Below are 24,865 nucleotides of genomic sequence, written 5' to 3' on the forward strand. Positions count from 1 at the left end.
CCTTTCCTGCGCGGTCGGTGCGCGGTTAGCCGTCGTTCTGGTTTGCGGGTTCTTCCATGGTCGAGGAAGGCCCAGCGCCCAGCAGCTTGAGATCGTCGAGGAACGTGTCGGGGGCAAGAACGACGACACCCGGAAGGATCGACATGGGCGTCACCTTCTCGATGCTGTCTCTGTTGCCGACCCTGACGGCCCCCCGCCTCTGGAACAGGCGCAGGATGTCCATGAGACGACCCTCGTTCGGCGGGTCGAGTTGGGTCGCGGACTTGTAGCGGTCGATGACGTCGCCTGTGGTGGTCTCGCAGACGCCGGCCTCGGCGATATCCTGGTTGGCCATCGCTTCTTCCCATACGAGACGGAGAGCGAGCAGGACGAGGCTTTCTTCCTTTGTCAGTCGCTCGTAAACGGCGTCGTAACGGCTTTCGCCCTGCGGCACAGAAAGCGCCACCATCTGGTCGCGCGGGGAAACGATCAGGCGCAGGCCCATGGCCTTGAAATAGCGGGCGAAGAACGAACCGTAGGTGTTGACGACCTCGTAGGCCCCGCCGAGTCCTTTGGTATGCGAGTAGATGACCTGTCTCGTGATCATCACCTGTATCGCGCCCGTCAGTTCGTCAGCGCTGGGCGTCTTAGCGCCGACCGGCGTTTCCGGCCATTCTCCGTCCACGATCTGCGAGAATTCCCTGAGTTCATCCATGTCGGGCACCTTGCTTGCGTCTGATGAGGAAATCCTGGCAGTCGATCCAGTCGTTGGTGATCCGCTCCTCGAGCATCTCGATCTCGTATTTCCGTGACGCGACGCCTCCGAATATGGTCGGAAGCTCGCGAAGGCGCTGGAAGACCAGGAAGTCGTCGACATCCTCGACGGAGTTGACCACGATGGCGCTTCCCCGCACGGCGATGGACGTTCCGAGTGCCTTGTCGATGAAGGCGATATAGGCGTTGGGCGTGACCTTTGTACGGCGCAGATAGTCCGTCTTCGCGGCCAGGAACCGTTCGTAAGCCACGTCCTTGACGGGCGCGCGGACTGTCGTGGTGTCGATCGGCGGCCGTTCGCGGCGCGGGGTCGCCATATGCGGCGGTCCCACGGGAAGGCCACGGAAGAGCATCGAGGTCGCGACGTTGAGCGTTCCGGCGGGGGCGGCCGCCACCGCCTTCATGGCATCGAGGATCGACGATTCCGCCGTTCTCCCGACACGGTCCATGTACTTCGCCGTGTTGGCGATCCGACGCTCGATACGGGTCGCGGTCGCGTCGATCGCCGTGAGATGCGCTTCCGTGCTTTCGAACACGTCGACGATGACCGCGAGGTCGTCGAGAACGGCGACTTGCCCCATGGCTGGCGAAACCGCACGGCCTTCGCGGAAATAGGCCTCGCCGAGATGCATGACCGTCAGGGACGACGACGATATCGCGCGCGCCTGCTGGATGATCCTCGAACGGAAGCGGAAGGGGTTGTTCTTGGTATGCAGGGTTTTGAAGTCGGCGATCAGGTGCTGCTGGACGAAGTCCTCGAAGAAGCTTCTGAACACGTCGTGAAGGTTGGTCTGCCTGAGGATTTTCTCCTCGACCTTGCGCAGCGACACCGAAACCATGCGCATGTGCGCCAGGAAGTCCTTGGAGGCGATGATCGCGTTCCTGACGTTTTCGGATCGTTCGGCCGGGTTCGACGCGGCGCTTTCGAGCGCCGAAAGAACGCCGATGACCGCGCCGCCATAGGTACGGGTCTCGCCGCGTACGGTCGCCGAAAGGACATGGAGGAGACCGGAGGCGTCTGGATCGAGGTCCACGAAACGCAGATAGCGGTCGCGATGCTCCATGAGCCAGCCGGTCTCGAGAAGCCGCTGGTATACGGCGCGCGCCCGCTCTTCCCTCGGGGTCCTCGGGTCGTCTTCCCCGATGTTGCCGTTGGCGGTTTCCCACCTGGCCATGAAGTCGGTTATTTCGTGGATGACGGCCGAACGTCGCGGCGCTTCGACGGACATGCCGAACGTCTTCTCGTGCAGCGAAAGAAGGGCGTCGGCGTAGAAACGTCGGCTCGGCGAGGCGAGCGGTTTGAACAATTCGTCCGGCAGGACGTCAAACAGACCCATTGAAACCTTCGACTACGTGAATCACCAATGCCGTCACTTCCCACTCGTGTTAGGGAAGCGTCAACCTTTTTGTGTTACGTAACGGGGTTGGATCACAGGAAACTGGCCAAAATCCGCCCAAAATGGCGGATTTCCGCATTTCTCGAGAGCCACCGACATTCCTTTGAATGCCATCAGGCCACTCGCAAGCGAATCAGGCGTAGCGGGCGACGTAACCCGTCGGCTTCGGTGCAGGATTGACGACATCGGTCATCAGCCGTTCGAAATCGACGGTTACCTTGATGCCGTTTTCCGTACGTTCGCACTGGCCGCAAACGAGCCGCTCTCCGGTATCGAGGCGGATCGTCCTGCCGACGAACGACAGGAGAGGCTCGCCCTCGTCGGCCCACAGGAAGGCGAAATCGCCGCCCAGCTCGTCCTTGATCGCCTTTCGCCACTCGGAGAAATCGCCGCGCTCGCCGTTTTCGAACTTGAGTTCGTCCCGCTTCGAGGTCGCGATAGCCTTCGCCGACAGTTCGAGGTCGACGCTGAGTTCCGCCTTGTTGCCGACCGGGAAAACCCGATAGACCCTGAAATTGCGAGCTTCGTCGACGGCGAGCGCGTGCAGCGTCATGTACCCGTCTTCGTAGGACTGGATGCTGGACCAGATGGTTTGGTCCGCGTCGGAAAGGTCTACGTCCCATTCCTCGAGTTTCGCCTTCAGTAGTGCCTCGGTATCCATCGTTCGACCTCTCAGGTGTCCATATGGCAACACCTTATCTTCCCGCGACGAAAACCTCAAACGCCTGGAGTCACCGGGGGTTGCACGGACGAAGACCGGCGACCATCCTCGTAGAGGAAACGACGCCGAACAGGGAATCCGCAGCCTTATGACCAGGAACGTGATGGACGCCGACGCCAACCACAGGCATCACGGCGGCGATACAGGATTGGTTCCCGCCGGCCTTTATTGCTACCGGACCGACAGGATCGAATACGAGGCCGATGGCCGGCCGAGGATGAAGATCACCACCTGTCCCTACTGGGGCAGCCGTCAGATCGATGACGCGACGTTCGGCTACTGCGCCCACCTCAAGACGGGCGACTGGGAAGACGACGGCACCATGTTGCTTCACGACATGGTCAAGGAGTGCGGCATCAACACGGGCGACGACGAGCCGGAAAACGGAGGGACACACTGATGGCACCTTTCGTAGACGGGTTCGGACCCACCAAGCATGAGAAGGCCGTCGCGGCGCGTTGCGACAAGCGGATCGCCTCTCTCGAGACAAAGCTCGCGAAGCTCCACGCCAAGGTGGCAAGCGCCGTCACGGCGAGGAAGAAGGACGCATGGAACGTCGAGGCGGAAATGCTTCAGTCCGAGCTCGAATTCTGGCGGGCCAAACGGGCAAGGGTTTCTGGTCTCGGCCGTCACGAGGGCCGGGACGGCTACTGGCTCGTTCCGAGGAAGCCAAGCCCGCGCGCGCTGCGCCGTGCCAACGGCCTCACCGACCTGGCCGACATCTCCGCTTCGCCGCGTGACATGGCGAGCACGCTCGACGAGATCGCGCTGGCGGTCCGCATCGTGATCGAGGAGGACGGCATCCCCGTCATGGGTGGCTATAACGTGCCTAAGGCCGTCGAAGGGATCGACGTCGACGCGCGGCTCGATGCGGCGAAGAATACCCTCTTCGACCTCGACAACACACGCGCCGAGATGGTCAAGCTCGCGGCCCGCTACCTCGAACTACGCGACGGCGTCGAAGGCCGTCAGTGGGAGACCAAGGAGACCGCCACGCTGATGGAGCGAGAGCTGAAGCTCGACCGCATCCACCGCGTCGACATCATGAACGGACCGCTCGCTCCGTCGGTCAAGGCCTGGCGCGAGCTGATGGACAAGGTTTGACAGGCACCCGCTACTTACATCGTCGGCGCTGGCCCCTGCTGCTGCTGCGCTTCCCAACGGCGGCGATTGGTCTCCTCGCGGTTCCTGATTGCCTCGACCACCGATTCTTTGACCTGGAACCCGCAGCTGATGTTGGCGGCGATGCTCCGCCCGATCTCGACCGCGTGGTTCAGCATCCCGACCCCGGCGTTTCCGTTCGAGAAGATCGGAACGACAACGCCCGTGATGTTGTCCAGCATCGTCACCGATACAACCGACCCGTCGTAGTCCACCGTGACTTTTCCCGACATGATGCGGGCCTCGTCGTCCAAAAGATGCCTTCCGATGCAATAGACCGGCCTGCGGAAATCTCCACGGTACTCGGTTACCGGAACCATGGTCTTCGCAGCCGCCGTGGCGATCTTGCTTTGCTCTTCCCTCGACGACTGCTTGCGCCCGTCAGCCACGATGGCCGCTGTCACCGCACGTCTGGCATCGTCCATCGGTGCCATGTCCATGACGTAGATTTCGTTGAGGTGCTTTAGCCTGACCTCGACGGGAAGCGCCTTCTCGTTTACCGACCATGTCCCCTGATCGGCCTTGACGTTGACATCCGTCGAAGCGAAATCGAAACAGTCGAAGTTTCTCGGCGGAAGCAATGCGCGGTCTTCCTTTGTCGAGTCGTTCACCAGGCGGCCGCCGTGGCCAGCGACCACCGTGCCTTGCGGCAAACTCTTCTTTTCGTCGCTCGGAAGCCAGCAATAGAGGACGGGAAATCCTTGGGCCGCCGGAATGGACCGCGTACTGAAGAAGCGGCGGATGTTGGCATCCCCCGTCTCCTTGATGTTCCTGGCCCATGGCGACGGCGGCAGCTTCAAAAGCTTCGCGGACACGGAGAGCATCGCGTCTTCGAAAAGGTCGACCTGGTCAGGTGACCATTCTCGAAGGTCGGAGGGGAATTGGTCGCCGCCCAGCGTAAACCGGCTCATCGCACCCGGAATGAACCGATATTGGTCTCCCGTGATCGACTCGTTGAACTCGAGTTGAAAGGGGGTTCCTGCGTGAACTCCGTCGACGCGCGACACGTAGCGAAACAGACCCCTTTCGCGACAGTCCCAGATGGACAGCGAGACGTCGAGTTCGGGAACATCCCACCCCGCCTTCGCCAGACGTTCCAAAAGGACTTTGGACGGCGTGGAAACCGGAGAGACGCCGCGCTGGTCGGCAGGGGTGATCGCCCGTCGGTCTTTGACGTCGAACCCCCACGCGAACGGCGCGTTCAAGAGCGTGTATTGCTTGCTTGCGACAATCTTTACCGGCATGCGTTTTCCCCAGCGACCGGAAAGTCATAGCAAGCGCGGAGGAATGCGACAAACGCCTCAGGGGGACTTAGGCGCGTCGGTTTCCGGAGGTGCTTCCGCTTCTGCTGGCTTCTCGTGTCCGAACGTGAAGGACTTCACGGCGTCGATACCGGCCGCTCCGTACTTCTTCACAGTGTCCGGGACCGCGACCTGCGGCAGCGCCGCCTTGGCCCGGTCGACCTGCGCGCCGAACTCGGCCGTCGCCGTCTTGATTTCGGTTACGACACCTTCGGCCTTCTCGATGACCACGGGAGCCTTCGAGATGATCAGCTTCATGTCGTCGACCGCGCCGAGCATCAGGCTGACCACCCAGTAGATGACTGCCGCCCACACAAGGAAGCATACGCCGAGAAAATAGAGAGCCGCCTTCATTCCTGTTCCTCCATGGATTTCGCGATCGCCTCGCGGATGTCGTCGTTGGTGGCCACCGACAGCGCAGCCAATGGCGCGGCGTTGCGCGGCGGGTCGTTGTCGAACCAACTCGACGTGCGCAGCAGCCTGCCTTCCTGCAGGTGTCCGCGGATGCAGGCGTCGCAGATCACGCCCTGCTTGGCTTCTTCCGGCACACCCCTGGCGAAATGGAATTCGCAGGCGTCCGCGACCGTGCTGCCGAAGAACCCGCTGATCTTGTCGCCCTCGAGCTTGGCCGCGCAGTCGTTTGCCTGTTCCGGATCGCCGAAGATGGACGGGAATACCGTCTCGCACGACTGGCAGACGACCTTCGTTCCGTAGCCCGCTTCGAACACGGCTTGTCTTGCGCGGGGTCCGATGTTGCCTTCCTTCCAGTGCTTCCGGCAGACGCTGACGTACCTGCTTTCGCCGCCCGTCTCGACCACCTCGCCGCCCTGAACGATCGATCCGTCCGGATTGTACTTGAGGATCATCGTCGCGCGTTTGCCGCAATGGCAGACGGTCTTGATGAGGTTGATCTCGTCGGCGAGCGCCAGCATGTTCTCGACGGCCGGGCTGAAGAGCTGGCCTTGGAAATTGTTCTTCAGACCCCACGTCAGACAGGGCAGCTCCAGCGTGTCGACGATCTCCGACATCTGATAGACCTGTTCCGGGGTCATGAACTGGACTTCGTCGACGAGGACGGCGGTTACGGGCGACTCCGCGTTGAGTTTCTGGGCGATGTCGAAAATGTCGTCCTCGGGCGAAACGGCGATGGCGTCGGCCGAGATGCCGATGCGCGAGGCCACTTTGCCGATGCCGCTGCGGTCGTCCTTCACGCTGGTGAAAAGCAGGACCTTGTCGCCGTTTTCGATGTAGTTGTGCCGGACAAGCAGCAGGTGCGCGGACTTTCCGGCGTTCATGACCGAGTAGTTGAAGTACAATTTTGCCAATGGACTGTCCTTTGGGCGCGTCGGCTTTTGCTTCAATTGAAGACGTCGGAGACGCCCGTGCTTTTCTTGCCGCGGTTGCCGGCTCCAGAATAATTCAGGAACTCAAGAAGAGGTCACCAGACGAAGTCTGTCAATACCGTTTGACATCGTTCGGCGGAAGAAGTCACGATTGGAGTGTTGAATTTTCGGAGAACACGATGACTGGCGGCGTAAAAGGGTTTCTGGCGAGAACGTTCGGCTTCGAGGCGATGCGGCGCTACACAGAGCGCGTCAGTACGATCGGATGCTTCGCGCCGCTGCTGCACTTCGTGGTCCTGCCGTTCGGCATCTTCGCCTACGTCCTTCGCGACATCTTCGGAAGCGACTACCAGACCAACGCCGCGGCCGAGACGATAACCTTCGCCGTATCCAACAAGGCGTTCTACGGTTTTTTCTGGCTGTCCGTGTTCTGGACGCTGGGCATCGTCGCTGCCTTCATCCTGATCGGCATGTACCGTATCATCGTCCGTTCCTACAAGGACAAGCCGGTCGCGCGGACCTTCGCAAAAGCAATGTTCGCGATCTTCGTGACATCCGGAACCGTGGAGCGGCTGATCGCAAACGTCTTCATGCCGACGCTTCTCGAGGGCGTGCGTCTGCCCATCAGTCCCGCCATCGCCCCGCAGTTCCACTTCTCGCTCTACCGCGATCTCGGCGCGCTGGTGCGCTCGCCGATGTGGGACTTCGGCCGCTACTCGTACTTGTCGCTCTACACGTGGCTTCCGCTGGTGGCGTTCGGCTTGACGATGCTCGCCTATCTCGGGTCGCGTATCCGCACGGAAATCAGGATCGCGACCAAGGACAGATAAGGGTCATTCCGGCTGGTCCGCGTCTATCTTGTCGACCTGACGGGTAAGCGCGAGGACCAGTGTCTGCTTCCACGGCGGCATGGCATTGACGACCATGGATACCTTCACCGCATCGTCGCTCATGACGGGACTTTGGTTTTTCACGCCGTCGATGTCGATGCCGGCGAAGAAGTCCTTGATCTCGCAACCGAGTACCGCCTGGAAGTGGATGAGGGCGGCCGCCGACACGCGGTTCGCTCCTTTTTCGTACTTCTGGATTTGCTGGAACGTGATCCCGAGGGAAACGCCGAGAGACTCCTGGGTGATGCCGCCGCGTGTCCGAATGTTTCTGATGTTCTGTCCGATTACGGCATCGAGTTCTTTGGTCCGGGCGAGTTTCAGGCCCATGGGTCCCCCCTGTGTTCAAGAGCTGGGATAAATCAAAAAGCCGGATGGCAGTCAATATAACGTGATTCTGATATGTGTCGCCCGGTGTCCATGCGGGTTGGTCGTGTCGGAATTTTGGCGAAGCCATTGAATCTCCCGGCGAATCCGAAAGCGCCTTCGAAAATCCCACTCGTAATCGATTTTCGACATCGATGCGACCGACAGGGAGACCGAACTTCATTTGTAATCGTTTTTCGACATTGACGTCTGGATGTAATTTGTTTTCGATAATGACTGGAATGAGGTGACTATGGAGGCCGATTATGTCTGAACGTTTCCAGAGCTCGCGCCAGCCAGCGGGCACCAGTCTGGTGGGGATGGCGAAGCTCGTGGAGGTCCATGCCCTTCGGGTTCCCGTTACAATGGCCAGCGTCGTCTCGGAAGGTTCCGTCCGTGGTTCGAAGCGCCGGCAAGGCCCGTGGACGGTGTTCGACAACCGCTATGCGCCCGACGATACCCTCGAAGGCCACCTGACGTTCGCGCTTCGCCACGAACCGTTCGATCTGCTGTTTCTCAAGCGATTGTTCGACGCCGTCGGGGGCGATCCGATCGAGGCGATCGTCACTGCCCATCCGACCGGTCGCACGAGCCGCAAGCTCTGGTACCTGTACGAGACATTCGCGGGCCGCAGCCTCGACCTTCCTGACGCCAACGCCGGCAATTACGTCTCCATTCTCGATCCGGCGCAGTACGTCACCGCGGCCGCCAGGATGTCCCAGCGGCATCGCGTGCGAGACAACCTGCTCGGCTCTCCTGATTTCTGCCCCGTCGTTCGACGCACGACGGCTTTGAAACGCTTCGCGGAAGCACGTCTCGGCGCTCAAGCCGCGGCTCACGTGGATGATGTTCCAACCGCGTTCGTCGAACGGGCCGCGAGACTGCTCGCCCGGGAAGACATCAAGGCGTCCTGGCAGATCGAGGGAGAGCGTCTGCGTCCCGATCGCATTGATCGCCTGGCGCGTGTCTTCAAGAACGCCGGAGCAAGAACACTGGGCATCGACGAGCTGGAGAGCCTGCAGCTGGCCATCGTCGATGGGGATCGGTTCATCACCCCCGGCCTTCGCCGCGCCGGAGGCTTCATCGGTGACCGCGATCACGAGAACAAGCCCGTCCCGGAATTCGTTTCGGCCAAGGCCGAAGATATCTCCAGCCTTGTCGACGGTTTCCTGAAGGCTGACGAGCGCATGGCTGCCGATGGTGTCGATCCCGTTGTCAGGGCTGCCTGCCTGTCGTTCGGGTTCCTCTTCGTCCATCCCTTCAACGACGGCAACGGGCGGCTCCACCGCCACCTGACGCAGCACGTTCTCGCTGCGACAGGTTTTTCTCCGCGAGAACTGCCGTTGCCGGTGTCGCTCGTCATCCAGGAAAGGCTGTCCGACTACGGGCGCGTTCTCAGAAGCCATACGGCTCCGCTGCTTCCGTTCATCAGCTGGACGCCCACGGAAGACGGCAACGTCGAGGTTCTCAACGAAACGGCCGACCTCTATCGGTTCGGCGACTACACCGCTCTGGCCGAATTCCTGTACGGTTGCGTCGAAACCGCGATCACGGAAACGCTGCCCGACCGTCTCGCTTATCTGAAATCGTACGACCGCGCCAAGGTGACGGTCGGCGAGGCCATCCAGATGCCCGACAACATTCTCAGTCTGCTCATCAATCTGGTCTGGGCAAACGGCGGCCGGCTTCCCGATGCCGACAGGCAGCGGCAGTTCGCGCCGTTGACGGCGGAGGAAGTCGCTTTTATCGAGGAAGCGGTAAGCGAAGCATTCGCGCACCGCTTCAGTCCCGAGGGAGCCGTCGCCGTGAATGCCGTTCGGGTCGGGCGTTAAGAACAGACGCCGACCTCTTTCAGGTCATCCGGCGGAGGCCGCTCTGATCTCTTCGATCTTGCCGACGATGGTTTCGATCTTTTCGGCGCGGTCCTCCGGCGATCCGGTCGACGCGAGGTCGCCAAGAAACCCGTAGAGAACCGCCGACAACACCGTCGTGGAAACGGCGAAACCCTTCACCTGGCCGTCCGCCGTCGGATGGATGGCCGGCTCGGAATTAAACGGCGGCGTCACGCCGATGGTCATGATGTCGCTGACTTCCGCGGAGCTGACGAATACAAGCGGCAGGTTCGCGTATTCGCTCGGGTGACGCAGCGAAATCCCCGTCACCTCGAAGGTCCGGCCGTCGGCTTCGTCGGGTTGCTCGAGAACGCCCGAAACGTCCCATTCGATGGAGACGTTCGCAACGAGCGTCTCGTCGTCACGGTCGACCAGGAGCGACGGTTTGACCTCGATGCGCACGATGCGCTCCCGAGGGTCGTCGGAAACCGGAGGAGCGGGCAGGCCTGCGGCGGCCTTCCAGGAGTTGAAGTCCATGCCGAGCATGGCGTCGATGACGACCGACCAGGGAGCGAGGCAATCGAGAAGTTCGCGGAAGGTGATGCCGTCCTCGAACTCGGCGTGGCTGTCCATCCACGACAGGATTTCGAACGGGTTGCCCGCGTCCGCGAACTCGCCGTTCTCTTCGTCGAGGATTACCTTGCCCGATCTGGTGAATTTCGCGGTCATCCCGGTTCTCCATTTAATTCGAAGACCTCAATAGCTGGCCGCCCCAATGCGGTCAATAGCGGTTCGACGTCTTTAATTCCGTTGACAGGCCGTCTCCTGCGCTGACATCATTTTCATGACACCAGAGTATTATCGGAGAATTGCAATGAGGATCGAGATAGCCGGCGCGCTGTCCTGCGGAAAGTCGACACTGGCCGGAAAGCTGGCAAGAGACGGCCACCTCATTGTCTACGAAGACCTCACGACCAATCCCTATCTCGATCTTCGCGTCGTGGACCCGGAGAAGTACGACTTCCTCTGCCAGCAGCAGTTCGTCCTCGACAAGATCGCCTCCCTCAGGCAGGCGAGTGAAGCGGGAAAGCCGCATATCACCGATTTCAGCATCGCGGCCGAACGGGCCTATGTAAGCCACTACGTCTCCCACCGCCCCGACTGGATCGGCTCGCTGATGGCGCTGATGGACCAGTCGGAAGCCGATCTCGGACTGCCGGACCTCGTCATCCATCTCGAATGCGCACCGGAAGCGCAGCTTGAACGCATCCGCAAGAGGGGCCGCGACTTCGAACAGGGACATGACGTCCCGTTCATCGCCAACATCAACGAGCGGGTCGGCAATCAGGTGGCCCGCGTAGAAAACCTCGGTGTCGACGTCGTATCGTACCGCACTGACATCCTGACTTGGGATGCTATCATGCTGGACTTGTACGAGAACCACCTTCCTCGCCTCGGTTTCCAGGCCGTGGAGATGGCGGGGGCTTGACTGGGAAGCGCAGCGACTCCATCTGCACGGAACCAGGCATGGTTCGGACTTTGAGGGCGACAGAAATGGCAGAAGAAGCAAAGCAGGAATTGATAGGAGAAACGACGGGACTGCGTGATGCGGCCGCCTTGCGCGCGGAACGTATGGCTCGCCGCACCGCCGCCAGCCCACGGTCGGTCCCCGACTACTCGCGGCTCCATCCCTGCGAGGCGACCCGCGAGGAGCTGGCGCTCGTCGGTGCTGGGAGCGTCTCTGAATTCGTGGCGCAGATGAACCGCGCGCTGATCGACCGAGGCCTGCTGCCGATCACCCAGGGCGACTATCCGACGACCCGCAAGCGGCTGCTCAAGCTACTCGAGCGCTGGAGGCGCTCCGTCCGGCAATGAGGAGTTACAGCGGGAAGGAGACGACGTTTGCGGGAGCCTCCGCAGACGCGAAGTTCTCCGAAGGAATCGGCTTTCCGAAGTAAAACCCCTGGACCTGTCCGCATCCGATACTTCTCAGGAACTCCAGCTGCTCCTTCGTTTCCACGCCCTCGGCCAGCACGTCGATGTTCAGGTTGCGTCCGAGCAGCACCGTCGAACGGACGATCTCGGCCGATTGCGGGTTGTGGATGATGTCGCGGACGAAGGCCTTGTCGATCTTGATCTTGTCGAACGGGAACGACTGTAGCGTCGACAGCGACGAATAGCCGGTGCCGAAGTCGTCCATGGCGATGGAAACCCCGGTGGCCTTGAGTTCTCCGACGATGCTGAGAGCGTGGTCATAGTCGGAAATAATGCCGGATTCGGTTATCTCCAGCTCAAGTCGCGATGCCTGCAGGCCGGAAGTCTCCAGAGCGCTACGGACGATGCCGGGAAGGGCGTCTCCGACCAGTTGCCGAGCCGCGACGTTGACCGCGATCTTCATCGGGTTCGTCCAGGCGGCGGCCTCCATGCACGCCCGACGCAGCACCCACTCGCCGATCTCGTTGATGTAGCCCTCCCTCTCGGCAATGGGGATGAACACGTCGGGGCTGATGTAGCCGCGGTCAGGGTGGTTCCAACGCAGCAACACCTCGTACCCCATGAGGCGGCCGTCGGTGATGCGGTTCTGGCGCTGGTAGCAGAGCTCGAACTGGTTGTCCTCTATGGCGTGTCGCATCTCGATCGAGATGAGGCTCTTCGCCCTGTTCGGTTCGTCGAGCGAAACATCGTAGAAGGCCGGGCATCCCGAGCCGCCACGCTTCGAGCGGTACATTGCGAGGTCCGCCTTGATGAGCAGGTCTTCTGGGGATGTTCCGTCCTCGGGGATGCACGCGACCCCCAGCGACGATCCGACCGATAGCCTGTACCCTTCCCATTCGAGGTCGCCCACAACGGCTTCCCTTATCCTGATCGCGAACTCGGTCGCTTCGTCACGCGAGCGCAGACTGTCCTTGAGGCCGACGAACTCGTCGCTGCCGATCCGGCACAGTAGTTCGCCGGGACCAAGGACCGCTTTCAACCGCTCCGAAACGGTCTTCAGCACGTGGTCGCCTGCCTGGTAGCCGTGGACGTCGTTGATGTTCTTGAAGCGGTTCAGGTCGAAGCTGACGAGGGCTATACGGGTGGTCGTTCCGTTCATGGACCGCAGCTTGTCTTCGAGGAAGGCGCGATTTGGAAGACCTGTGAGCGGGTCGTGGAAGGCGAGGAATTCGAGGGCCTTCACCCTGTCCAAGCGGCTCTGATGGTCGATCATCGACACCACGCCACCAATCGCAAGCGTCATGCTTCCGAAGAATACAACCATCGCGAACAGGTAGCGATCGGGAATGCCTATGTCGGACTGCCACGTAGGCACCCCTTCGCTGATGGTCAGGCCGTTGGTGCCGATGTAGTGCACCGAAAGGATGCCGATGGCCATGGCCAGGGCCGCGTAGGACTTGCCGTAGTGCGCCCTGTGCCTGACCTGGCTGTTCGTCATCATGCCGCCGCATAAAATCGACAGTCCGACCGCCAGCGCGAGTGTCGCGGAATCGAAAGAACGGACACCCGCAACGTTGAGCGCGAAGATGCTGATGACATGGTTGGCGGCGAACGCGATGCCGAGTATCGCCCCGCCGGCTTCCACCAGTCTGTTCGTGGGACTCGCGGCCGCGATGACGAAGCCGGTGGAACTGAGAAGGATGGAGATCAGCAGCGCACCAAGGCTGATGAACAGGAAGAAGAACTGGTCGTCGGTCGTTTCGAGGCCGAGAAGCGAAATGAAGTGCGACGTCCAGATCGTCGATCCGCCGATGATGCCCGCCAGCACCGCCCACATCGTGCGTGCCGTCCCTTTCCTCGCAAGGGCTCGCCCAAACAGCAACGTGGTCATTATGCTGCCAACGACGGCATATATCACCGACGTGACGACAAACAGTGGATCGTGGCTCATGCCGCTTTAACCAACCCTGGAATGCATTCGGTCCGCTCAGCGCCCATCATGGACACATAGCGGTGTTGGTATTTACCCCCGAATGTGGATTTATCAAGGAGATCGGCGCGGACTTCGGAAATTGATGAATTTTCCGTTGAGGCGAATTCGCAAAATTTCGATCAAATACCCCGCCGCGACGGGTTGTCATCATAAGCGAGTTCTAAAAATTGACGGAAATCAAATCGGCGCTTGAAACGGAATTCGGGAACTCCCATCCTATCATTATGTCGAACGCTGGAACCCCATCCATGATGTAGCTCTGCCAAACGGGCCGTCCGTCCGGAGAAATCCGGTAACCCCATTATCACGGTGAAGGGACCGGTTCCCATTCGCCGCGCCGCGATCCATGTACGCGGACCTCCGCGATGTCAGCATTTCACGCCTACGCATGAAAACGACATCGAAACGGGCCGATAGCCCAACGGAGAAATGAACATGGAAAATCTCAATACCGCATCCGAAATCCTCGAAAAGGCGCTGAACGCCTCCAACGGCTGGTTCACAAAGACCGACGACGCCGAGCGTGTCGCCAGGATCGTCGCCGTCGTCGGAACGATGGGCCGCGACGAATACCTCGCCCTGCGTTCCCTGTGGCGCACCCGCTACCGCGAAATCAGCGAAGAAAGCCGGCGCACGAAGCCGCAGCGCAAGGGCGGCAACACAGTCGCCGCCGACAGGGTTCAGACCCTCAAGCGCACGGCACGCGAGTTCATGGCGGTCCGCCATGCCCTCAAGGCATGCGCCCGCGCCCACGCAGAAGCGACCCGCGCCAAGGCCGCCTAATGGCTGATTTCACCGAGAGGGCCGTTTTCACCGACCGTTGAAAACGCCCTTTCCGGTGAAAACTGAGAGGATCACGATGATCGACTACGCAAAACTGCGCCAATTCAACGCCAGGCTCGGCGACGCCCCCCGGTTCCTCGGCCTGCCTGTCGTCCCGAGCGTCGAGATGATGCTTGCTGCCGCCAACCGCTCCGGCGTCTACCGCCCTGGTGATCGGTTGGCGGACTATATCGTCGCCTGGGACTTCGAACCCGACGACAAACCTCCCGTACTGCCTACCGCTCTCGAGGAGGCCCATGGCAGGCAAATGGCCTTCGTCTTGTGCGTGCTCGCGGATGCCTGGGCCGGTTGCATGAAAGGGTTCCGGGAATGGACGGAGCGGCGGGGACGAGAGGGTGCAACTCCGTTTGTGGCATCATGGCTAAGGGCGCTGCCCACAGCGTGTCCCGAAGGAGGCTGGCCAGAAACCAAGGAAGCCGCCACGGCGGCGCATGAAACCCATGCGAAGTCCGCCGATACGAGGACTGTCCCGCAGGACGGGTTCGGCTGGTGGGAACTCGACAGGAACGCGACGTGGCCAGGCCCGTCGCTCTGCCTCGGCATCATGGCCCTGAGGGCGAGACAGCGTGAAACCACGACGCTGCTCTTCGGTTCGTTCGAGGAACTCGTTGATCACGCGAAGCTCCCCTACGTTCCAGGCTATACGAAAGACCATTACTTCGACGACGAGGAACGGTCCGCCATGCTGGTCAGCGCCATGTGGGACGCCGCCGTCCAGGAACTCCTCGAAAGCGAAACCCACACGCCGTTTCCCGTCGAAGACCAGGCCCACGCCGCGCTCCTCGTGGAAGAACTGTCGCATGGCAGACGCTACCGTGAGAACTGGTCGTCCTTCTATTCCGACGCACCGTTCCGCGAGGCGTCGGTGACCACCGCTCAAGCCCGTTTCCATGCCGCAGTCGGCCCGAATGGCATCGACTGGGAGGGGGAGGACATGGAGACGGGGACGACGATCGGGCGCAAAGGGGCCGACCTCAGATATCCGCACGAAGCAGCCCTTTTGAGAACCATGGTCGACCTTCTCGACAGGCACGAAGGGACCGGGCATACCTCGGTGCCGCTCGCTTGAGGTGGTCAGCGGCGAAACGATACCGGAAGAGAGCTGTCCGTGTAGGCCGCTGGGACCGCTGGTTCTGGCATCTGCCAGTAGCCGACGAGTTCCCGCAGCGTGTCCATGGCGTTTCCAAGCGCTTCGTCGCTGACGGTGACGCTGTCCATCGCATGGATAGCTCCGATCGCGATCTCGAACGAGTTCAGCACCGACTGCTGGACTTCGACGTATTGCTTGAGTCCCGCAATGGTCGCCTTCGCCTCCTGGACCGTTTCCGGAGACTGGATGGTGTCGCCCGCGTCGTCTTGGGACGCTTCGGCTGCTTCCAGCCCGGCGGTCTGGCCGTGCTGATGCACGAGGTCCCCATGATCGGCGATCGCGTCCTTGATGGCCGCAATCCTTGCGCCCGCTGTCCCCTGAGCGGCCGCATAGCGCTCGAGGATGTCGCTGGCGACGAAACCGAGGCAATCGATCAGCGCCTGAATGCGCTCGGACAGACCGCCGAGTGCCTTTATCCGACGCTCGTATTCGAGCCTTTCGCCTGGATCAACGAACGGGCGCTCGACCGACGGCGTATAAAGCGTGGCGGCAAAAGATGGGATGCCGTACCGCGCGGCTGGATCGTCTGGGTCCGTCCAGTCACTTGTGACGGGTATCGAAAGACCGACGCGGGGCAGCGGAAGCGCCTGCGCGGACATGGCTCCGAAGAGGCCGATCGACGCCACAAGAAACCGCCTTTTCAAACCTTTGCCAACGCCCATCTGCACACCGCCGTTCCGATGTCTTGGATTGTCTTCCTCGGCGTGGAAATCGGAAAGGCCGAACTTGACGAAATGAACAAAAAACAAGGAAATAAAGACATGGAAAACAAAGATTACAATTCGGCGGCTCTGGTCCCGCCACACGGCAGCAAAACCCCCAATCCGAACCCGTCCCCGGACGGATTTCAAAGCCTCGTCTGGTACGACGGTCCGCTGCTGTTCGCGATGGGCAACCGCGCGGAGCCGTATCTGGGCTTCGAGGCCAACGAACGGCACCCGAAGCGGTGTACCTACTTCCTCGTCCCCTTTACCGTCGCTGGCATCGATGCCTACCTGGCTGGCGACCTTTCCCTTGGCCGGGCTGTTGAACTTGCCGGGGGCTACGTCTACTACAGCCACGACCTCGTGACGTTCGAACGCGTGTCGCTCTATCAGATGCCCGAAGACGACCGCGGACAGCTGCCGCTGACAGGAAAGCACTTCGAGGGGCTGATCGAACGCAAGCCGATCTTCCAGGTCCACTAAGAGTGTTCCTTGCAACCACGCCCGTCACCATTCCTTTGACTTGAAAGGAATGCCGGAATGAAGCTGACGTCGAAGATATCCCCTGACATCGAAATAGAGCACGTCGACGAACCCGGCCAGCCGGAGCATTTCGTGCTTCGCCGCGACGGATACAGCTATTCGGTCCTGCCCGGTTCAGGCTGCCTGACCAACGGCGATGTCGACACGGTCGTCGAATGTGCAGCTCCAACCGCTAAGACGCACGGAGCAAGCACCCGCATCGCCGGAATCCACGATCCCGTCGCGGCCAGGATTTCCGGACAGACGGGCAGGGGCGGATGGCTCTCCCGTCTACTCGTCCTGGCATCCCCGTCTCCGTCCGTCGATGTCGGCGGCTACTATGCTCCGTCCACCTTCGGTGAGGCACCGGCGGTCGAACTCGCGAACGAGACGGTGCCATCGTTCGTCGGTGTCTTCGAAGACGTGACAGAAGAATTCCTGGCGGCGGCTTCGTCGGACGAGGTTTCGGCCCGCGAGGCGATCGGCCCTGTCTGGCAGCGGGCTTGCGTCGACACCGCGCAGGCTCCAACCTTTGACGGCTGGCACGGAGACGCCATCGCGTTCGCGGGGACCTTTGCCCCCGGCCTGTCATCGTTCAATCCGCGCGAGCGCCTGGGGCTGCTGATCGAGGCGGGGTTCAGGGACATCGTCGACTTCGAGGAACGGTGCTGGCGTCCGCGCGGACAAACCGCCGCCGAGGCGCTCGAACTCCTGTCGGGCGAAACCCACCCGCTCCCGGGGCCGTCGTTCGAGGCGTCTTCCTATTATCGTCTTCATTCCGACGACGTCGTCCTGCGGGAGGTCTACGGGGAAATCGTGGAGGATGCCGCGAACGCCATGCGGAAGATCGAGGCACCTCGCAACGACCACAAGCAGTTCCTGCGGCCGATGTCGGCCAAGGCGATGTGACGCCCATGGCCGGCTTTTGACCCGGCCATGGGCGCGATCCTACCATGAAGTCATAAATTCAGCGTGAGCAGACCCGATGGCCAACGAAACGAACTACGAGCTCCTGTTCGAATGCTTCACGAGCGGACAGATGTCGCGCGCTCAACTGGAGCGTCACATGACGGAAGACGAGGTGTTCCGAGCCTGGGTCGACAAGCGCGTCAAGGATCGCCGCCGCGCCGCCTAGTGCGCCATTCCGCTCGTTCGGCTGCGTAATTGAAGACTTCGCGGTTGACGACGCGTCGACCCGTGATATAAGGACGCCAGCAAGGTTTACTGGAGTGCGTTCGATGTCCAAGGGAAGGGTCCTTCTGACCCGAGACCAATTCAGAGACGGCGTTTTCAAGCGCGACCGCAATTGCTGTGTCAATTGCGGTGAGCCTGGCGTCGACGCGCATCACATCATCGACCGCAAGCTGTTCAATGACGGCGGCTACTACCTCGACAACGGGGCGCTCGTCTGTGCCGAGTGCCATATGCTCGCTGAGACGACCGAACTCGAGGTCGAGACGCTCCTCTCCAAGATCGGGATCGCCAAGCCAGTCTATCCAGGGCATCTTCCCGCCGCGGAGAAGATCGACAAATGGGGCAACCCCGTCCTTGCCGACGGTACGCGCCTGCGCGGCGAAATGTTTGATCGCCCCGAGGTGCAGAAGGCCCTTGCGCTTGGCGGCAAGCTCGAACTTTTCACGGGCAAGCCCTACCGCAAGTACCCGAGGACCTTCCATTTCGGCTGGTCGAACGGCGTTCAGAGCGACGACAAGATGCTGCGCTCGACGAGCGCCATGAGCGGCCGTCGCATCATCGGCACCATCAAGATGGACGGCGAGAACACCAGTCTCTACACCGATCACATGCACGCCCGCAGCCTGGACAGCAAGCACAACTACAGCCGCGACGAGGTGAAGCGGTTCTGGAGTTCTATCCAACACGAGATTCCGGAATACTGGCGCATCTGCGGCGAAAACATGTGGGGCGTGCATTCGATCGAATACCAGGACCTCGCGCATGTCTTCTACGGATTCTCCGTGTGGGACGACAAGAACGTCGCGCTTGCCTGGGACGAAGGCAAGGAGAATACGCTCGATTGGTTCGAGCTGCTCACCATCCAGCCCGTCGAAAAGGTGTACGACGGCATCTTCGACGAGGCCGCGATGAAGCGCGTCTCGGCGGAAGTGATCGCCGCTGGGCACGAAGGCACGGTATTCAGGGTCGCCGATCCGATTCCCTATCGGGAATTCTCGGAGTCCGTCGCCAAATGCGTCCGCGAAGGACACGTCCAGACGGACCAGCACTGGATGCACGGCAAGATCAAGCGCAACGGTTTCGTTCGTCCCGGCGACGACGCGCCTGCCTTGATCCCCGCACTGGCATTGCCGACGCGCCGGATCGTTCCGGCCGGCGGCATCTCACTGACGCCATAGGAGGCGGACCATGAAGAAAGAAAGCGACGTCCCGCGCTGGCCGCAGGGCCTGCGTCCAGGCTCTTTCGGCGAGGTTTGGGACGCGATGAAGCCGAGCGAGCGCAGGAGAGCCTTCCTCGGCGACATCCTCCTCGCCTTCGGCGGTGCGGCCGCGCTCTATTGGTTGGTCGGAGTTGCTTCTGGCGCGTAGCGGTTTGTCCCTCGCTACGGCGACCGCTAGGCTCTCCCGCGACAACAAGACAGGAGAACCTAATGGCCCGCTATCTCGTTTCAGACTATCCTCTCGAAACAGAAGAATACCGGAACGAACTGTGGAACCAGATTTTCGAGCGCGGCGACGGTGAGACACCCGTGCGCTTCGTTTACGACAGGGAGCTGGAAGAACTCAAGGTGGCGCTCGTGCGTGTAGGACACGCCGTCGAGGACAGAAGGCCAAAGGAAATCTGGGAAGAGCTGCCGGACGACAAGGGCGCGGCACTTCAGGAGAGCATCGAGCGCAAGCTCTGGCTCGAAGAGCCGACGGCCCTTATCGAAACCGACGAACTGCCTGAGTGGGCCGGCGTTCCCGAGCCTGCCACTACCGCTCCCGCAGGCCCTGCGCTCTAGTCGCGGCCGGGTTGGCGGTCCAATGGGCTTCGCCTAATCTCGGGTCGGCGAAACGGTTTTAGCCAGGATCACGGTGATAATTGCCTCCCCCGAAAAACGGCCCGTCGGTTGTTCGGCGGGCAGGAACTCGACATGCACCATCGCGTCATGCCGCGCCAGTAGACCTTTCGCCGCGCTGGACGTATGAACGATCACCGGACGAAGCAACCCTGTGGCCACGTCCCTCGGCCTTGAGGTCGACCTGTAGCAGATGACCTCCACCTCGTCTCGCTTCACCACGGCAACCGCCCTGAGGTTCAGGGAGACGCCGAACTTCATTTCGCCCGCCTCCTCGTGCAGAACACGTGTCGAGCCGTCCATTGCGGTTTCAGTCGTTTTCGATGACGTGTATGTCCAGCTCCTCGTGGCGGTCACAGTCACTTGCGCGCCGTCCGACGCAGAGAACCGCTCCGCGCTTACCAAGTCAGGCTTCGAGAGGCCTGCGAACAACGCGAGCGCCTTTTGTGCTTTCCCAGAAATATTGACGATGCGCGGCTCGTAACTCCCCGGCCTGTTCGCGGAAACGAATCGCGCCTTCAAGAGGTCCAGAACTTCCTGTTGCGGCTGTTTGGTCGCCACACTGTAAATTGAGACGTCGAACTCTATCGTGAGGGGGACTTTCACCTCCGTCGTGGCTCCGGCTAGAAGGCGTTTTCCAAGGCTTTTCATCCGATCCATCCATGCGTTTCAGGTAGTGAAAAAGGGGCCGCCGATGCGGCGACCCCTGGCACGAGTGCTTACTTCGCGACCTTTGCTTCAGGCTATCAGGGTCTTTTATTTTCCGTCAACATATTTGGTATTGGCGTTTGCAAAAAGCGGCCAAGGAGCGCACACTGGAATTCCGAACAACGGATGATGTCGATGCGCGTCGAAGAGTTCATGGAGAATTTTGTTGACCAGTTCGCGGCGGTCGAGGAAGCCCTCGACGAAGCCCGCAAGGAACTGAACGACGCCGATCTCCCCGACGGCATCGGACCCCTGAGATTGTCCAAGGTCGAGATCGCCAACATCGTGGTCCACGCCGGCGGGTTCACCATCGACGACCGCGCCGACAAGACGGCGGCCGAGAAGCAAAACGAGTCCCTTATCATGGAAGGACTCGACGAGTTGTCCGAGCAGCTCTACCTCCATCAATACCCTGACACCGTCTCGGAGGTGATGGACGACTTCCATCGAGACATGGTGAGCCTAATCCGGCTCATTCCGTCCCTGATGCGGCCGTTGTCCCCTGTCATCCGCCAATTCAAGGTCGAGACAACTTCGCGGCTCTCGACCTCTCGTAAGTTCGAGACGCTCCTGTCGCTGGTCGAAGACCTACTGGATGATCTTCCAGACGAGACGCCGAACTACGCTCTTCGCGTCCTCGACGAAGTGGCTGACTTCAGCGAGTGCATGACCATCGTGACGGAGAAAACCGAGCGCGAAGACCCTGTCCCCGCCAACGACAACGTGGCCGCCGCCTAACGCACGGCGGGTTCCGGCGCGGTCCCGTGCCTACCCGACTTTTCGATGTCCACGGTCCTGAAGTTTATCGGCTGTTCTACGACGATGGCCATTTGGTTTTCCTCGCGCAACGCCTTCCTCCTGGACTCGATGAACGCGAACGGATCGTCGAAGACGCTTCCCTTCGGCGATGCCGCCCGGGTCGGCGCGAAGGCGAGTTCCCCCATCGGATTGGCCATAAAGGACGTCGCCGGGTCAAGCGGAGGCCGTGAAACTGGAACTGGCGGGGTGAAGGCGAGCGCCGCGACCTTTGGCTGCTCGGCCTCCATCGGTTTAACCTTCTTCGGCTTCACGTAGCCGGCGATGTCTCCGATAACCGAAAGGATGCCGAGCTTCTTTCCCTTGAGTTCGGCCATCGCCTCGTCGTAGTGGGGCAAGGGTCGGCCGTCGGCCGGTATGTGAACGGTCTTTCCATCGGGGAAAATAGACGCAAGGAGTTGGCGTGTCGGGCGCGGCCAGGCGCGGACCTCGGCCACGTCGATGTGGACAAACGGGCTTCTGGATGTCGGATAGTAACCGACGCCACCGTCCTGAAGCTTCAGGGCGATGGCCCTGACCTTGCTGGTGGCCACGCCGGGGATATGGAAGTCGATCGCCTTGCCTTCCATGTGCTGGCTTTCGCGGGCGACACCGAAGGTGGTGGCCCTGAGCATCGCGTTGGTCCTCGGCGAGCGGTAACCTGAGTGGACGTTGATCTGCTGGTCGCTGCCGGTTTCTGAGTAGACTCGCTCGAGAAGATCGAACACCTTGGGGTCCATACGGGTCGGCTCGGACATACGCCAGTCCCTGAAGAACCAGTTTAGCTTCTGGAGCGCGGCCTGGTCGTACACCCCGTCTTTCTTGAAGACGATCCTGAGGTCCTCATGGGTGTTCACGTTGTGCAGGTTCAGCTCGCGCTTATCCGCGGCCGCCGCGTGCGACGACAACGAGCAAACAAATAGGCATATCGCCGACGCGACAGCGCGCGACTTCTCCGAAACTGACATGTCCTGGTCTCCGATTGGCGGCCTTCTGTCGTCTCGGCCCGTGTCTTTCCTGCCTCAGATGATTTGAATGTTGGTTTGATCAGCCAGTGAAGTCAATAATTATCTTCGAGTGTTGCCGCCGAGCATCATTCTGGCGATGGAAACAAAGACCTCAGGCGTGGTCACGGCAACAACGCGGCGCGGTCCAGCTCCATGAATTGTCTGCGAATTCCGGCGGTGTCTGTTTTGTCGGCAATGACATTTCCTGTCGATAGCGCCCACTCGGCGAGAGCCTGTTCGTCGGCGTCGAGTACGCCGTTGCTGTCGAGGTCGGCCGCCGACGCATAGCCGTAAACGGCCGTCCTTGCCTCAGCCCGCCAAACGACCCCGTCTCCGTCGAGATCGAGCGCGCTGAACACGGATTCGGTGGCGAGATCGACATTGATGGAGAGGTCGCGCATGCGTCGCTCGTGGTTCTCCCGCAGCGCGTCGGCCCGTGCTGTGAGCCCGTTTTTCACGGCTTTGTCGAGAAGTCGGCTGAAAACGCCGTCGAAATAGCGTTTCTTGTCTTCGACGAAAGAGTGCGCGTAGCCCTTGTAACCGGCGCGGTCGAGCGATCCTTCCTTGAAGGGGAGGCGGGACAGGATGCCGTCCGTCCAGTCGTGGAGTGTCGGCATTTCGGCGCGCGCGTTCTCGGCTGTGACGAGGCTCACCAGCAAAATGTAGACGCCGAGTTTCATGTGAAGTCTCCGAATTCATCCGCGATTGCGAATGACAATTGTGGAGGAATCGTGTCTCGCCGCAATAATTCCGAGTCGCTTGCACCCGGGGATGGTTCACTCATACTCATCAAATAGAATTCAAGACATCTGGCACATCCAAATGCATGACCTAAAGGCCCCTCTGCCGTCCGTTTTCGTGGCTAACCTCCTGGAGAACGGCGCTTCGCTGAATTTCTCCGACAACGCGGACGCCAGCGCCTATATCGTCGCCAACGCGATCAAGGACCTCGGCGGACAGCCGATCACCGAGCCGTCGCCCGAGGCCAATATGACCATCGCGCGCATGATGGCGGCCGAGACGATCTGGAACGTCACCCATTCCGACGAGCCGACCTCGCTGAACTGGTATACGCAGAGCATCGAGGACATGATCGGCGTCGCCGCCCTCATGCATCCCGAGATCAAGAGCGATGCCGCCGCAGCCAGCCACCGGTCCGGCCTGTTCCGCGACGCCAGGGAAGCCCAGACCGTGTTCTTCGCGGCGATCGCGATCACCAGCCAGAACAACAAAGTGAACGAGAACATGAGATACGCCCTCGAGCAGTATCGTCATTTCATCGAGACCGGTTCCTTCTCCGTCGACCGCATCTACGGTGCGAACGGCGCGGCCATCAAGTATAACCTCGAGCGTTTCAATACGCTGTACGGTCTCGCCAACAAGGACCTGACAAGGGTTCATCGCCTGCTCACGATGAAGATGCGGATGGCCGACCTCAAGTCGGTCGCTGCCAAGTACGGCATGAAGATCACCGCTTCCGAGCTTGCCGACGAGATGGTCTGGGGAAGCGTCATATTCGGGCCGAAGATCGGCAACGGCTTCTTCCAGAACCTGATCGGCAACCATACCCCCGTCACCATCGATCTCTGGTTCATGCGCACGTGGGGCCGCTATACGGGGTCACTGGTTCGCGGAGGCATCGTCGACGGCGCGCTCGAGAAGCTGGAAAAGGGTATCGCCAAGTCGATGCGCTCGCCAGAGATGCGCGCGCTCATGGAAGAGGCGGGTGTCGCGATCGATCCCAAGACGCTGCGCACGATGGACAGCCAGTCGCTGTTTTCCTACGCTCGGTCGCTGCGTCTGTTCTGGGAGGGCATCCGGCGCGCCTACGTCGCTGGCAAGGTCAAGGACGACATGAGCTCCAAGTCCCGCAGGGTGACGCGTTCGAACGAGGCGGCCTCGACGCTCAAGCAAAACCTCGGCTGGCCGCTGGCGGCGGAATCCATCGCGTCGTCCCTCGGCTACCCGGTCGACAGTCCGAAGAGCGCGGGGCATCGCAAATGGATCAGGGAAGTCGTTTCGCTGGCGCTCGACATCATGGAACGCCAAGGCTACCGTATGACGGCGGCGGACATGCAGGCGTCCCTCTGGTTCCCTGAGAAGTCGATTTACGGAGTGCTGACCGGCCGATCCCCGGAAGCCATGAACACGTCCTATGACGAGGCCATGATCAGGATCGCGAAAAACGAAGGCTATACCGATGACGACATCTCCAAGGCACTACGCGCCAACGGCAACGGACGACGGACTGGACGAGCAGTTCCTGAAGCCGATCAACGACGCTTCGAGGGAGAACGTGTCCGGCTTTTTGGATGAACTGCTGACCATGGCGGACGCTTCGGTGGATGGTGAATACGATCCGGAAGCCGCCGCTGCGCGCAAGCAAGCCCAGCAGGATGCCGAGCGCGGCTG

At 60.9% G+C, this 24,865-nt stretch carries 29 protein-coding genes; 16 read left to right on the forward strand and 13 right to left on the reverse strand.

Features of this window, described 5'->3' with window-relative positions; translation table 11 throughout:
- Nucleotides 1-25 precede the first annotated feature (25 nt).
- The 3 genes from FHT76_RS08090 to FHT76_RS08100 form a co-directional block, all read right to left on the reverse strand.
- Nucleotides 26-694, reverse strand: a complete 669-nt coding sequence (locus tag FHT76_RS08090; protein ID WP_259185298.1) for a DUF4194 domain-containing protein — start codon at nt 692-694, stop codon at nt 26-28.
- Nucleotides 687-2,090, reverse strand: a complete 1,404-nt coding sequence (locus FHT76_RS08095; RefSeq protein ID WP_259185299.1) for a Wadjet anti-phage system protein JetA family protein — start codon at nt 2,088-2,090, stop codon at nt 687-689. The genes FHT76_RS08090 and FHT76_RS08095 overlap by 8 nt, the downstream gene beginning before the upstream one ends.
- A 193-nt stretch (nt 2,091-2,283) precedes the next feature.
- The gene (locus FHT76_RS08100) at nt 2,284-2,811 is read right to left on the reverse strand and encodes a hypothetical protein (protein ID WP_259185300.1); all 528 of its coding nucleotides are present in this window, start codon (nt 2,809-2,811) and stop codon (nt 2,284-2,286) included.
- 148 nt (nt 2,812-2,959) lie between these two features.
- Between FHT76_RS08100 and FHT76_RS08105 the strand changes: the two genes are divergently transcribed.
- Together FHT76_RS08105 and FHT76_RS08110 are read left to right on the forward strand one after the other, a co-directional pair.
- A complete protein-coding gene (locus tag FHT76_RS08105; protein WP_259185302.1) occupies nt 2,960-3,271 on the forward strand; it encodes a hypothetical protein in 312 nt (103 codons plus the stop codon).
- Nucleotides 3,271-3,975 carry a hypothetical protein gene (locus FHT76_RS08110; protein WP_259185303.1) on the forward strand — a complete coding sequence of 235 codons (705 nt, stop codon included), beginning with the start codon at nt 3,271-3,273 and terminating at the stop codon, nt 3,973-3,975. The genes FHT76_RS08105 and FHT76_RS08110 overlap by 1 nt, the downstream gene beginning before the upstream one ends.
- A 14-nt stretch (nt 3,976-3,989) precedes the next feature.
- On the opposite strand, the gene FHT76_RS08115 is transcribed toward FHT76_RS08110, so the two are convergent.
- Genes FHT76_RS08115 through FHT76_RS08125 form a run of 3 tightly spaced genes read right to left on the reverse strand, consistent with a single transcriptional unit; the run spans nt 3,990 to nt 6,658 of the window.
- Nucleotides 3,990-5,276, reverse strand: coding sequence for a hypothetical protein (locus tag FHT76_RS08115; protein WP_259185304.1), 1,287 nt, complete (start codon nt 5,274-5,276; stop codon nt 3,990-3,992).
- A gap of 57 nt (nt 5,277-5,333) precedes the next feature.
- A complete protein-coding gene (locus FHT76_RS08120; protein WP_259185305.1) occupies nt 5,334-5,687 on the reverse strand; it encodes a hypothetical protein in 354 nt (117 codons plus the stop codon).
- Complete coding sequence (locus FHT76_RS08125; RefSeq protein ID WP_259185306.1) at nt 5,684-6,658, reverse strand: thymidine kinase; 975 nt, start codon at nt 6,656-6,658, stop codon at nt 5,684-5,686. The genes FHT76_RS08120 and FHT76_RS08125 overlap by 4 nt, the downstream gene beginning before the upstream one ends.
- A gap of 197 nt (nt 6,659-6,855) precedes the next feature.
- Between FHT76_RS08125 and FHT76_RS08130 the strand changes: the two genes are divergently transcribed.
- Entirely contained in the window at nt 6,856-7,506 is a 651-nt protein-coding gene (locus FHT76_RS08130; RefSeq protein WP_259185307.1) for a hypothetical protein, read from the forward strand.
- Between the two features lie 3 nt (nt 7,507-7,509).
- On the opposite strand, the gene FHT76_RS08135 is transcribed toward FHT76_RS08130, so the two are convergent.
- A complete protein-coding gene (locus FHT76_RS08135) occupies nt 7,510-7,893 on the reverse strand; it encodes a helix-turn-helix domain-containing protein (protein WP_259185308.1) in 384 nt (127 codons plus the stop codon).
- A gap of 302 nt (nt 7,894-8,195) precedes the next feature.
- On the opposite strand from FHT76_RS08135, the gene FHT76_RS08140 reads away from it, so the two are divergent.
- Complete coding sequence (locus tag FHT76_RS08140; RefSeq protein WP_259185309.1) at nt 8,196-9,761, forward strand: Fic family protein; 1,566 nt, start codon at nt 8,196-8,198, stop codon at nt 9,759-9,761.
- 24 nt (nt 9,762-9,785) lie between these two features.
- Here the strand turns inward: FHT76_RS08140 and FHT76_RS08145 are convergent, their stop codons facing one another.
- On the reverse strand, nt 9,786-10,490 hold the full coding sequence (locus tag FHT76_RS08145; RefSeq protein ID WP_259185310.1) for a hypothetical protein: 705 nt from the start codon (nt 10,488-10,490) through the stop codon (nt 9,786-9,788).
- 145 nt (nt 10,491-10,635) lie between these two features.
- Here FHT76_RS08145 and FHT76_RS08150 point away from each other — a divergent pair, with 145 nt between their 5' ends.
- A complete protein-coding gene (locus FHT76_RS08150; RefSeq protein WP_259185311.1) occupies nt 10,636-11,250 on the forward strand; it encodes a deoxynucleoside kinase in 615 nt (204 codons plus the stop codon).
- Between the two features lie 65 nt (nt 11,251-11,315).
- Nucleotides 11,316-11,636 (forward strand): hypothetical protein, encoded by a 321-nt coding sequence (locus FHT76_RS08155; RefSeq protein ID WP_259185312.1) that lies wholly within the window; start codon nt 11,316-11,318, stop codon nt 11,634-11,636.
- A 4-nt stretch (nt 11,637-11,640) separates the two neighbouring features.
- Here FHT76_RS08155 and FHT76_RS08160 read toward each other — a convergent pair whose 3' ends face one another.
- Nucleotides 11,641-13,647 (reverse strand): bifunctional diguanylate cyclase/phosphodiesterase, encoded by a 2,007-nt coding sequence (locus FHT76_RS08160; protein ID WP_259185313.1) that lies wholly within the window; start codon nt 13,645-13,647, stop codon nt 11,641-11,643.
- A 477-nt stretch (nt 13,648-14,124) separates the two neighbouring features.
- On the opposite strand from FHT76_RS08160, the gene FHT76_RS08165 reads away from it, so the two are divergent.
- Nucleotides 14,125-14,472, forward strand: a complete 348-nt coding sequence (locus FHT76_RS08165; RefSeq protein ID WP_259185314.1) for a hypothetical protein — start codon at nt 14,125-14,127, stop codon at nt 14,470-14,472.
- A gap of 76 nt (nt 14,473-14,548) precedes the next feature.
- Nucleotides 14,549-15,601: a hypothetical protein gene (locus FHT76_RS08170; RefSeq protein ID WP_259185315.1), complete on the forward strand. Its 1,053-nt coding sequence runs from the start codon at nt 14,549-14,551 to the stop codon at nt 15,599-15,601.
- A 5-nt stretch (nt 15,602-15,606) separates the two neighbouring features.
- Here FHT76_RS08170 and FHT76_RS08175 read toward each other — a convergent pair whose 3' ends face one another.
- Complete coding sequence (locus FHT76_RS08175; protein ID WP_259185317.1) at nt 15,607-16,344, reverse strand: hypothetical protein; 738 nt, start codon at nt 16,342-16,344, stop codon at nt 15,607-15,609.
- Between the two features lie 99 nt (nt 16,345-16,443).
- Here FHT76_RS08175 and FHT76_RS08180 point away from each other — a divergent pair, with 99 nt between their 5' ends.
- The 6 genes from FHT76_RS08180 (at nt 16,444) to FHT76_RS08205 (ending at nt 19,886) form a co-directional block, all read left to right on the forward strand.
- Nucleotides 16,444-16,869, forward strand: a complete 426-nt coding sequence (locus tag FHT76_RS08180) for a hypothetical protein (protein WP_259185319.1) — start codon at nt 16,444-16,446, stop codon at nt 16,867-16,869.
- A gap of 57 nt (nt 16,870-16,926) precedes the next feature.
- On the forward strand, nt 16,927-17,817 hold the full coding sequence (locus FHT76_RS08185; RefSeq protein ID WP_259185320.1) for a hypothetical protein: 891 nt from the start codon (nt 16,927-16,929) through the stop codon (nt 17,815-17,817).
- 76 nt (nt 17,818-17,893) lie between these two features.
- Nucleotides 17,894-18,043 (forward strand): hypothetical protein, encoded by a 150-nt coding sequence (locus FHT76_RS08190; RefSeq protein WP_259185321.1) that lies wholly within the window; start codon nt 17,894-17,896, stop codon nt 18,041-18,043.
- 103 nt (nt 18,044-18,146) lie between these two features.
- Nucleotides 18,147-19,280 carry an RNA ligase family protein gene (locus FHT76_RS08195; RefSeq protein WP_259185322.1) on the forward strand — a complete coding sequence of 378 codons (1,134 nt, stop codon included), beginning with the start codon at nt 18,147-18,149 and terminating at the stop codon, nt 19,278-19,280.
- Nucleotides 19,281-19,290: 10 nt separating this feature from the next.
- Entirely contained in the window at nt 19,291-19,470 is a 180-nt protein-coding gene (locus FHT76_RS08200; protein ID WP_259185323.1) for a hypothetical protein, read from the forward strand.
- A gap of 62 nt (nt 19,471-19,532) precedes the next feature.
- A complete protein-coding gene (locus FHT76_RS08205; protein WP_259185324.1) occupies nt 19,533-19,886 on the forward strand; it encodes a hypothetical protein in 354 nt (117 codons plus the stop codon).
- A gap of 33 nt (nt 19,887-19,919) precedes the next feature.
- Here the strand turns inward: FHT76_RS08205 and FHT76_RS08210 are convergent, their stop codons facing one another.
- Entirely contained in the window at nt 19,920-20,594 is a 675-nt protein-coding gene (locus FHT76_RS08210) for a hypothetical protein (protein ID WP_259185325.1), read from the reverse strand.
- A 192-nt stretch (nt 20,595-20,786) separates the two neighbouring features.
- Here FHT76_RS08210 and FHT76_RS08215 point away from each other — a divergent pair, with 192 nt between their 5' ends.
- Nucleotides 20,787-21,389 (forward strand): hypothetical protein, encoded by a 603-nt coding sequence (locus tag FHT76_RS08215; RefSeq protein WP_259185326.1) that lies wholly within the window; start codon nt 20,787-20,789, stop codon nt 21,387-21,389.
- Here the strand turns inward: FHT76_RS08215 and FHT76_RS08220 are convergent.
- Together FHT76_RS08220 and FHT76_RS08225 are read right to left on the reverse strand one after the other, a co-directional pair.
- Nucleotides 21,386-22,414 (reverse strand): DUF882 domain-containing protein, encoded by a 1,029-nt coding sequence (locus tag FHT76_RS08220; RefSeq protein ID WP_259185327.1) that lies wholly within the window; start codon nt 22,412-22,414, stop codon nt 21,386-21,388. The two genes, FHT76_RS08215 and FHT76_RS08220, sit on opposite strands and share 4 nt — an antisense overlap.
- A 161-nt stretch (nt 22,415-22,575) precedes the next feature.
- Entirely contained in the window at nt 22,576-23,133 is a 558-nt protein-coding gene (locus FHT76_RS08225) for a hypothetical protein (RefSeq protein ID WP_259185328.1), read from the reverse strand.
- Between the two features lie 142 nt (nt 23,134-23,275).
- Here FHT76_RS08225 and FHT76_RS08230 point away from each other — a divergent pair, with 142 nt between their 5' ends.
- Nucleotides 23,276-24,769, forward strand: coding sequence for a hypothetical protein (locus FHT76_RS08230; protein ID WP_259185329.1), 1,494 nt, complete (start codon nt 23,276-23,278; stop codon nt 24,767-24,769).
- Nucleotides 24,770-24,865: the final 96 nt, after the last annotated feature.

The sequence above is a fragment of the Rhizobium sp. BK176 genome (assembly GCF_024808055.1).

Bases quoted from the DNA above. Each gene is read 5' to 3' on its own strand.
- FHT76_RS08090 (WP_259185298.1), bottom strand. From the start codon at position 694: ATGGATGAACTCAGGGAATTCTCGCAGATCGTGGACGGAGAATGGCCG.
- FHT76_RS08095 (WP_259185299.1), bottom strand. From the start codon at position 2,090: ATGGGTCTGTTTGACGTCCTGCCGGACGAATTGTTCAAACCGCTCGCC.
- FHT76_RS08100 (WP_259185300.1), bottom strand. From the start codon at position 2,811: ATGGATACCGAGGCACTACTGAAGGCGAAACTCGAGGAATGGGACGTA.
- FHT76_RS08105 (WP_259185302.1), top strand. From the start codon at position 2,960: ATGACCAGGAACGTGATGGACGCCGACGCCAACCACAGGCATCACGGC.
- FHT76_RS08110 (WP_259185303.1), top strand. From the start codon at position 3,271: ATGGCACCTTTCGTAGACGGGTTCGGACCCACCAAGCATGAGAAGGCC.
- FHT76_RS08115 (WP_259185304.1), bottom strand. From the start codon at position 5,276: ATGCCGGTAAAGATTGTCGCAAGCAAGCAATACACGCTCTTGAACGCG.
- FHT76_RS08120 (WP_259185305.1), bottom strand. From the start codon at position 5,687: ATGAAGGCGGCTCTCTATTTTCTCGGCGTATGCTTCCTTGTGTGGGCG.
- FHT76_RS08130 (WP_259185307.1), top strand. From the start codon at position 6,856: ATGACTGGCGGCGTAAAAGGGTTTCTGGCGAGAACGTTCGGCTTCGAG.
- FHT76_RS08135 (WP_259185308.1), bottom strand. From the start codon at position 7,893: ATGGGCCTGAAACTCGCCCGGACCAAAGAACTCGATGCCGTAATCGGA.
- FHT76_RS08140 (WP_259185309.1), top strand. From the start codon at position 8,196: ATGTCTGAACGTTTCCAGAGCTCGCGCCAGCCAGCGGGCACCAGTCTG.
- FHT76_RS08145 (WP_259185310.1), bottom strand. From the start codon at position 10,490: ATGACCGCGAAATTCACCAGATCGGGCAAGGTAATCCTCGACGAAGAG.
- FHT76_RS08150 (WP_259185311.1), top strand. From the start codon at position 10,636: ATGAGGATCGAGATAGCCGGCGCGCTGTCCTGCGGAAAGTCGACACTG.
- FHT76_RS08155 (WP_259185312.1), top strand. From the start codon at position 11,316: ATGGCAGAAGAAGCAAAGCAGGAATTGATAGGAGAAACGACGGGACTG.
- FHT76_RS08160 (WP_259185313.1), bottom strand. From the start codon at position 13,647: ATGAGCCACGATCCACTGTTTGTCGTCACGTCGGTGATATATGCCGTC.
- FHT76_RS08165 (WP_259185314.1), top strand. From the start codon at position 14,125: ATGGAAAATCTCAATACCGCATCCGAAATCCTCGAAAAGGCGCTGAAC.
- FHT76_RS08170 (WP_259185315.1), top strand. From the start codon at position 14,549: ATGATCGACTACGCAAAACTGCGCCAATTCAACGCCAGGCTCGGCGAC.
- FHT76_RS08175 (WP_259185317.1), bottom strand. From the start codon at position 16,344: ATGGGCGTTGGCAAAGGTTTGAAAAGGCGGTTTCTTGTGGCGTCGATC.
- FHT76_RS08180 (WP_259185319.1), top strand. From the start codon at position 16,444: ATGGAAAACAAAGATTACAATTCGGCGGCTCTGGTCCCGCCACACGGC.
- FHT76_RS08185 (WP_259185320.1), top strand. From the start codon at position 16,927: ATGAAGCTGACGTCGAAGATATCCCCTGACATCGAAATAGAGCACGTC.
- FHT76_RS08190 (WP_259185321.1), top strand. From the start codon at position 17,894: ATGGCCAACGAAACGAACTACGAGCTCCTGTTCGAATGCTTCACGAGC.
- FHT76_RS08195 (WP_259185322.1), top strand. From the start codon at position 18,147: ATGTCCAAGGGAAGGGTCCTTCTGACCCGAGACCAATTCAGAGACGGC.
- FHT76_RS08200 (WP_259185323.1), top strand. From the start codon at position 19,291: ATGAAGAAAGAAAGCGACGTCCCGCGCTGGCCGCAGGGCCTGCGTCCA.
- FHT76_RS08205 (WP_259185324.1), top strand. From the start codon at position 19,533: ATGGCCCGCTATCTCGTTTCAGACTATCCTCTCGAAACAGAAGAATAC.
- FHT76_RS08210 (WP_259185325.1), bottom strand. From the start codon at position 20,594: ATGAAAAGCCTTGGAAAACGCCTTCTAGCCGGAGCCACGACGGAGGTG.
- FHT76_RS08215 (WP_259185326.1), top strand. From the start codon at position 20,787: ATGCGCGTCGAAGAGTTCATGGAGAATTTTGTTGACCAGTTCGCGGCG.
- FHT76_RS08220 (WP_259185327.1), bottom strand. From the start codon at position 22,414: ATGTCAGTTTCGGAGAAGTCGCGCGCTGTCGCGTCGGCGATATGCCTA.
- FHT76_RS08225 (WP_259185328.1), bottom strand. From the start codon at position 23,133: ATGAAACTCGGCGTCTACATTTTGCTGGTGAGCCTCGTCACAGCCGAG.
- FHT76_RS08230 (WP_259185329.1), top strand. From the start codon at position 23,276: ATGCATGACCTAAAGGCCCCTCTGCCGTCCGTTTTCGTGGCTAACCTC.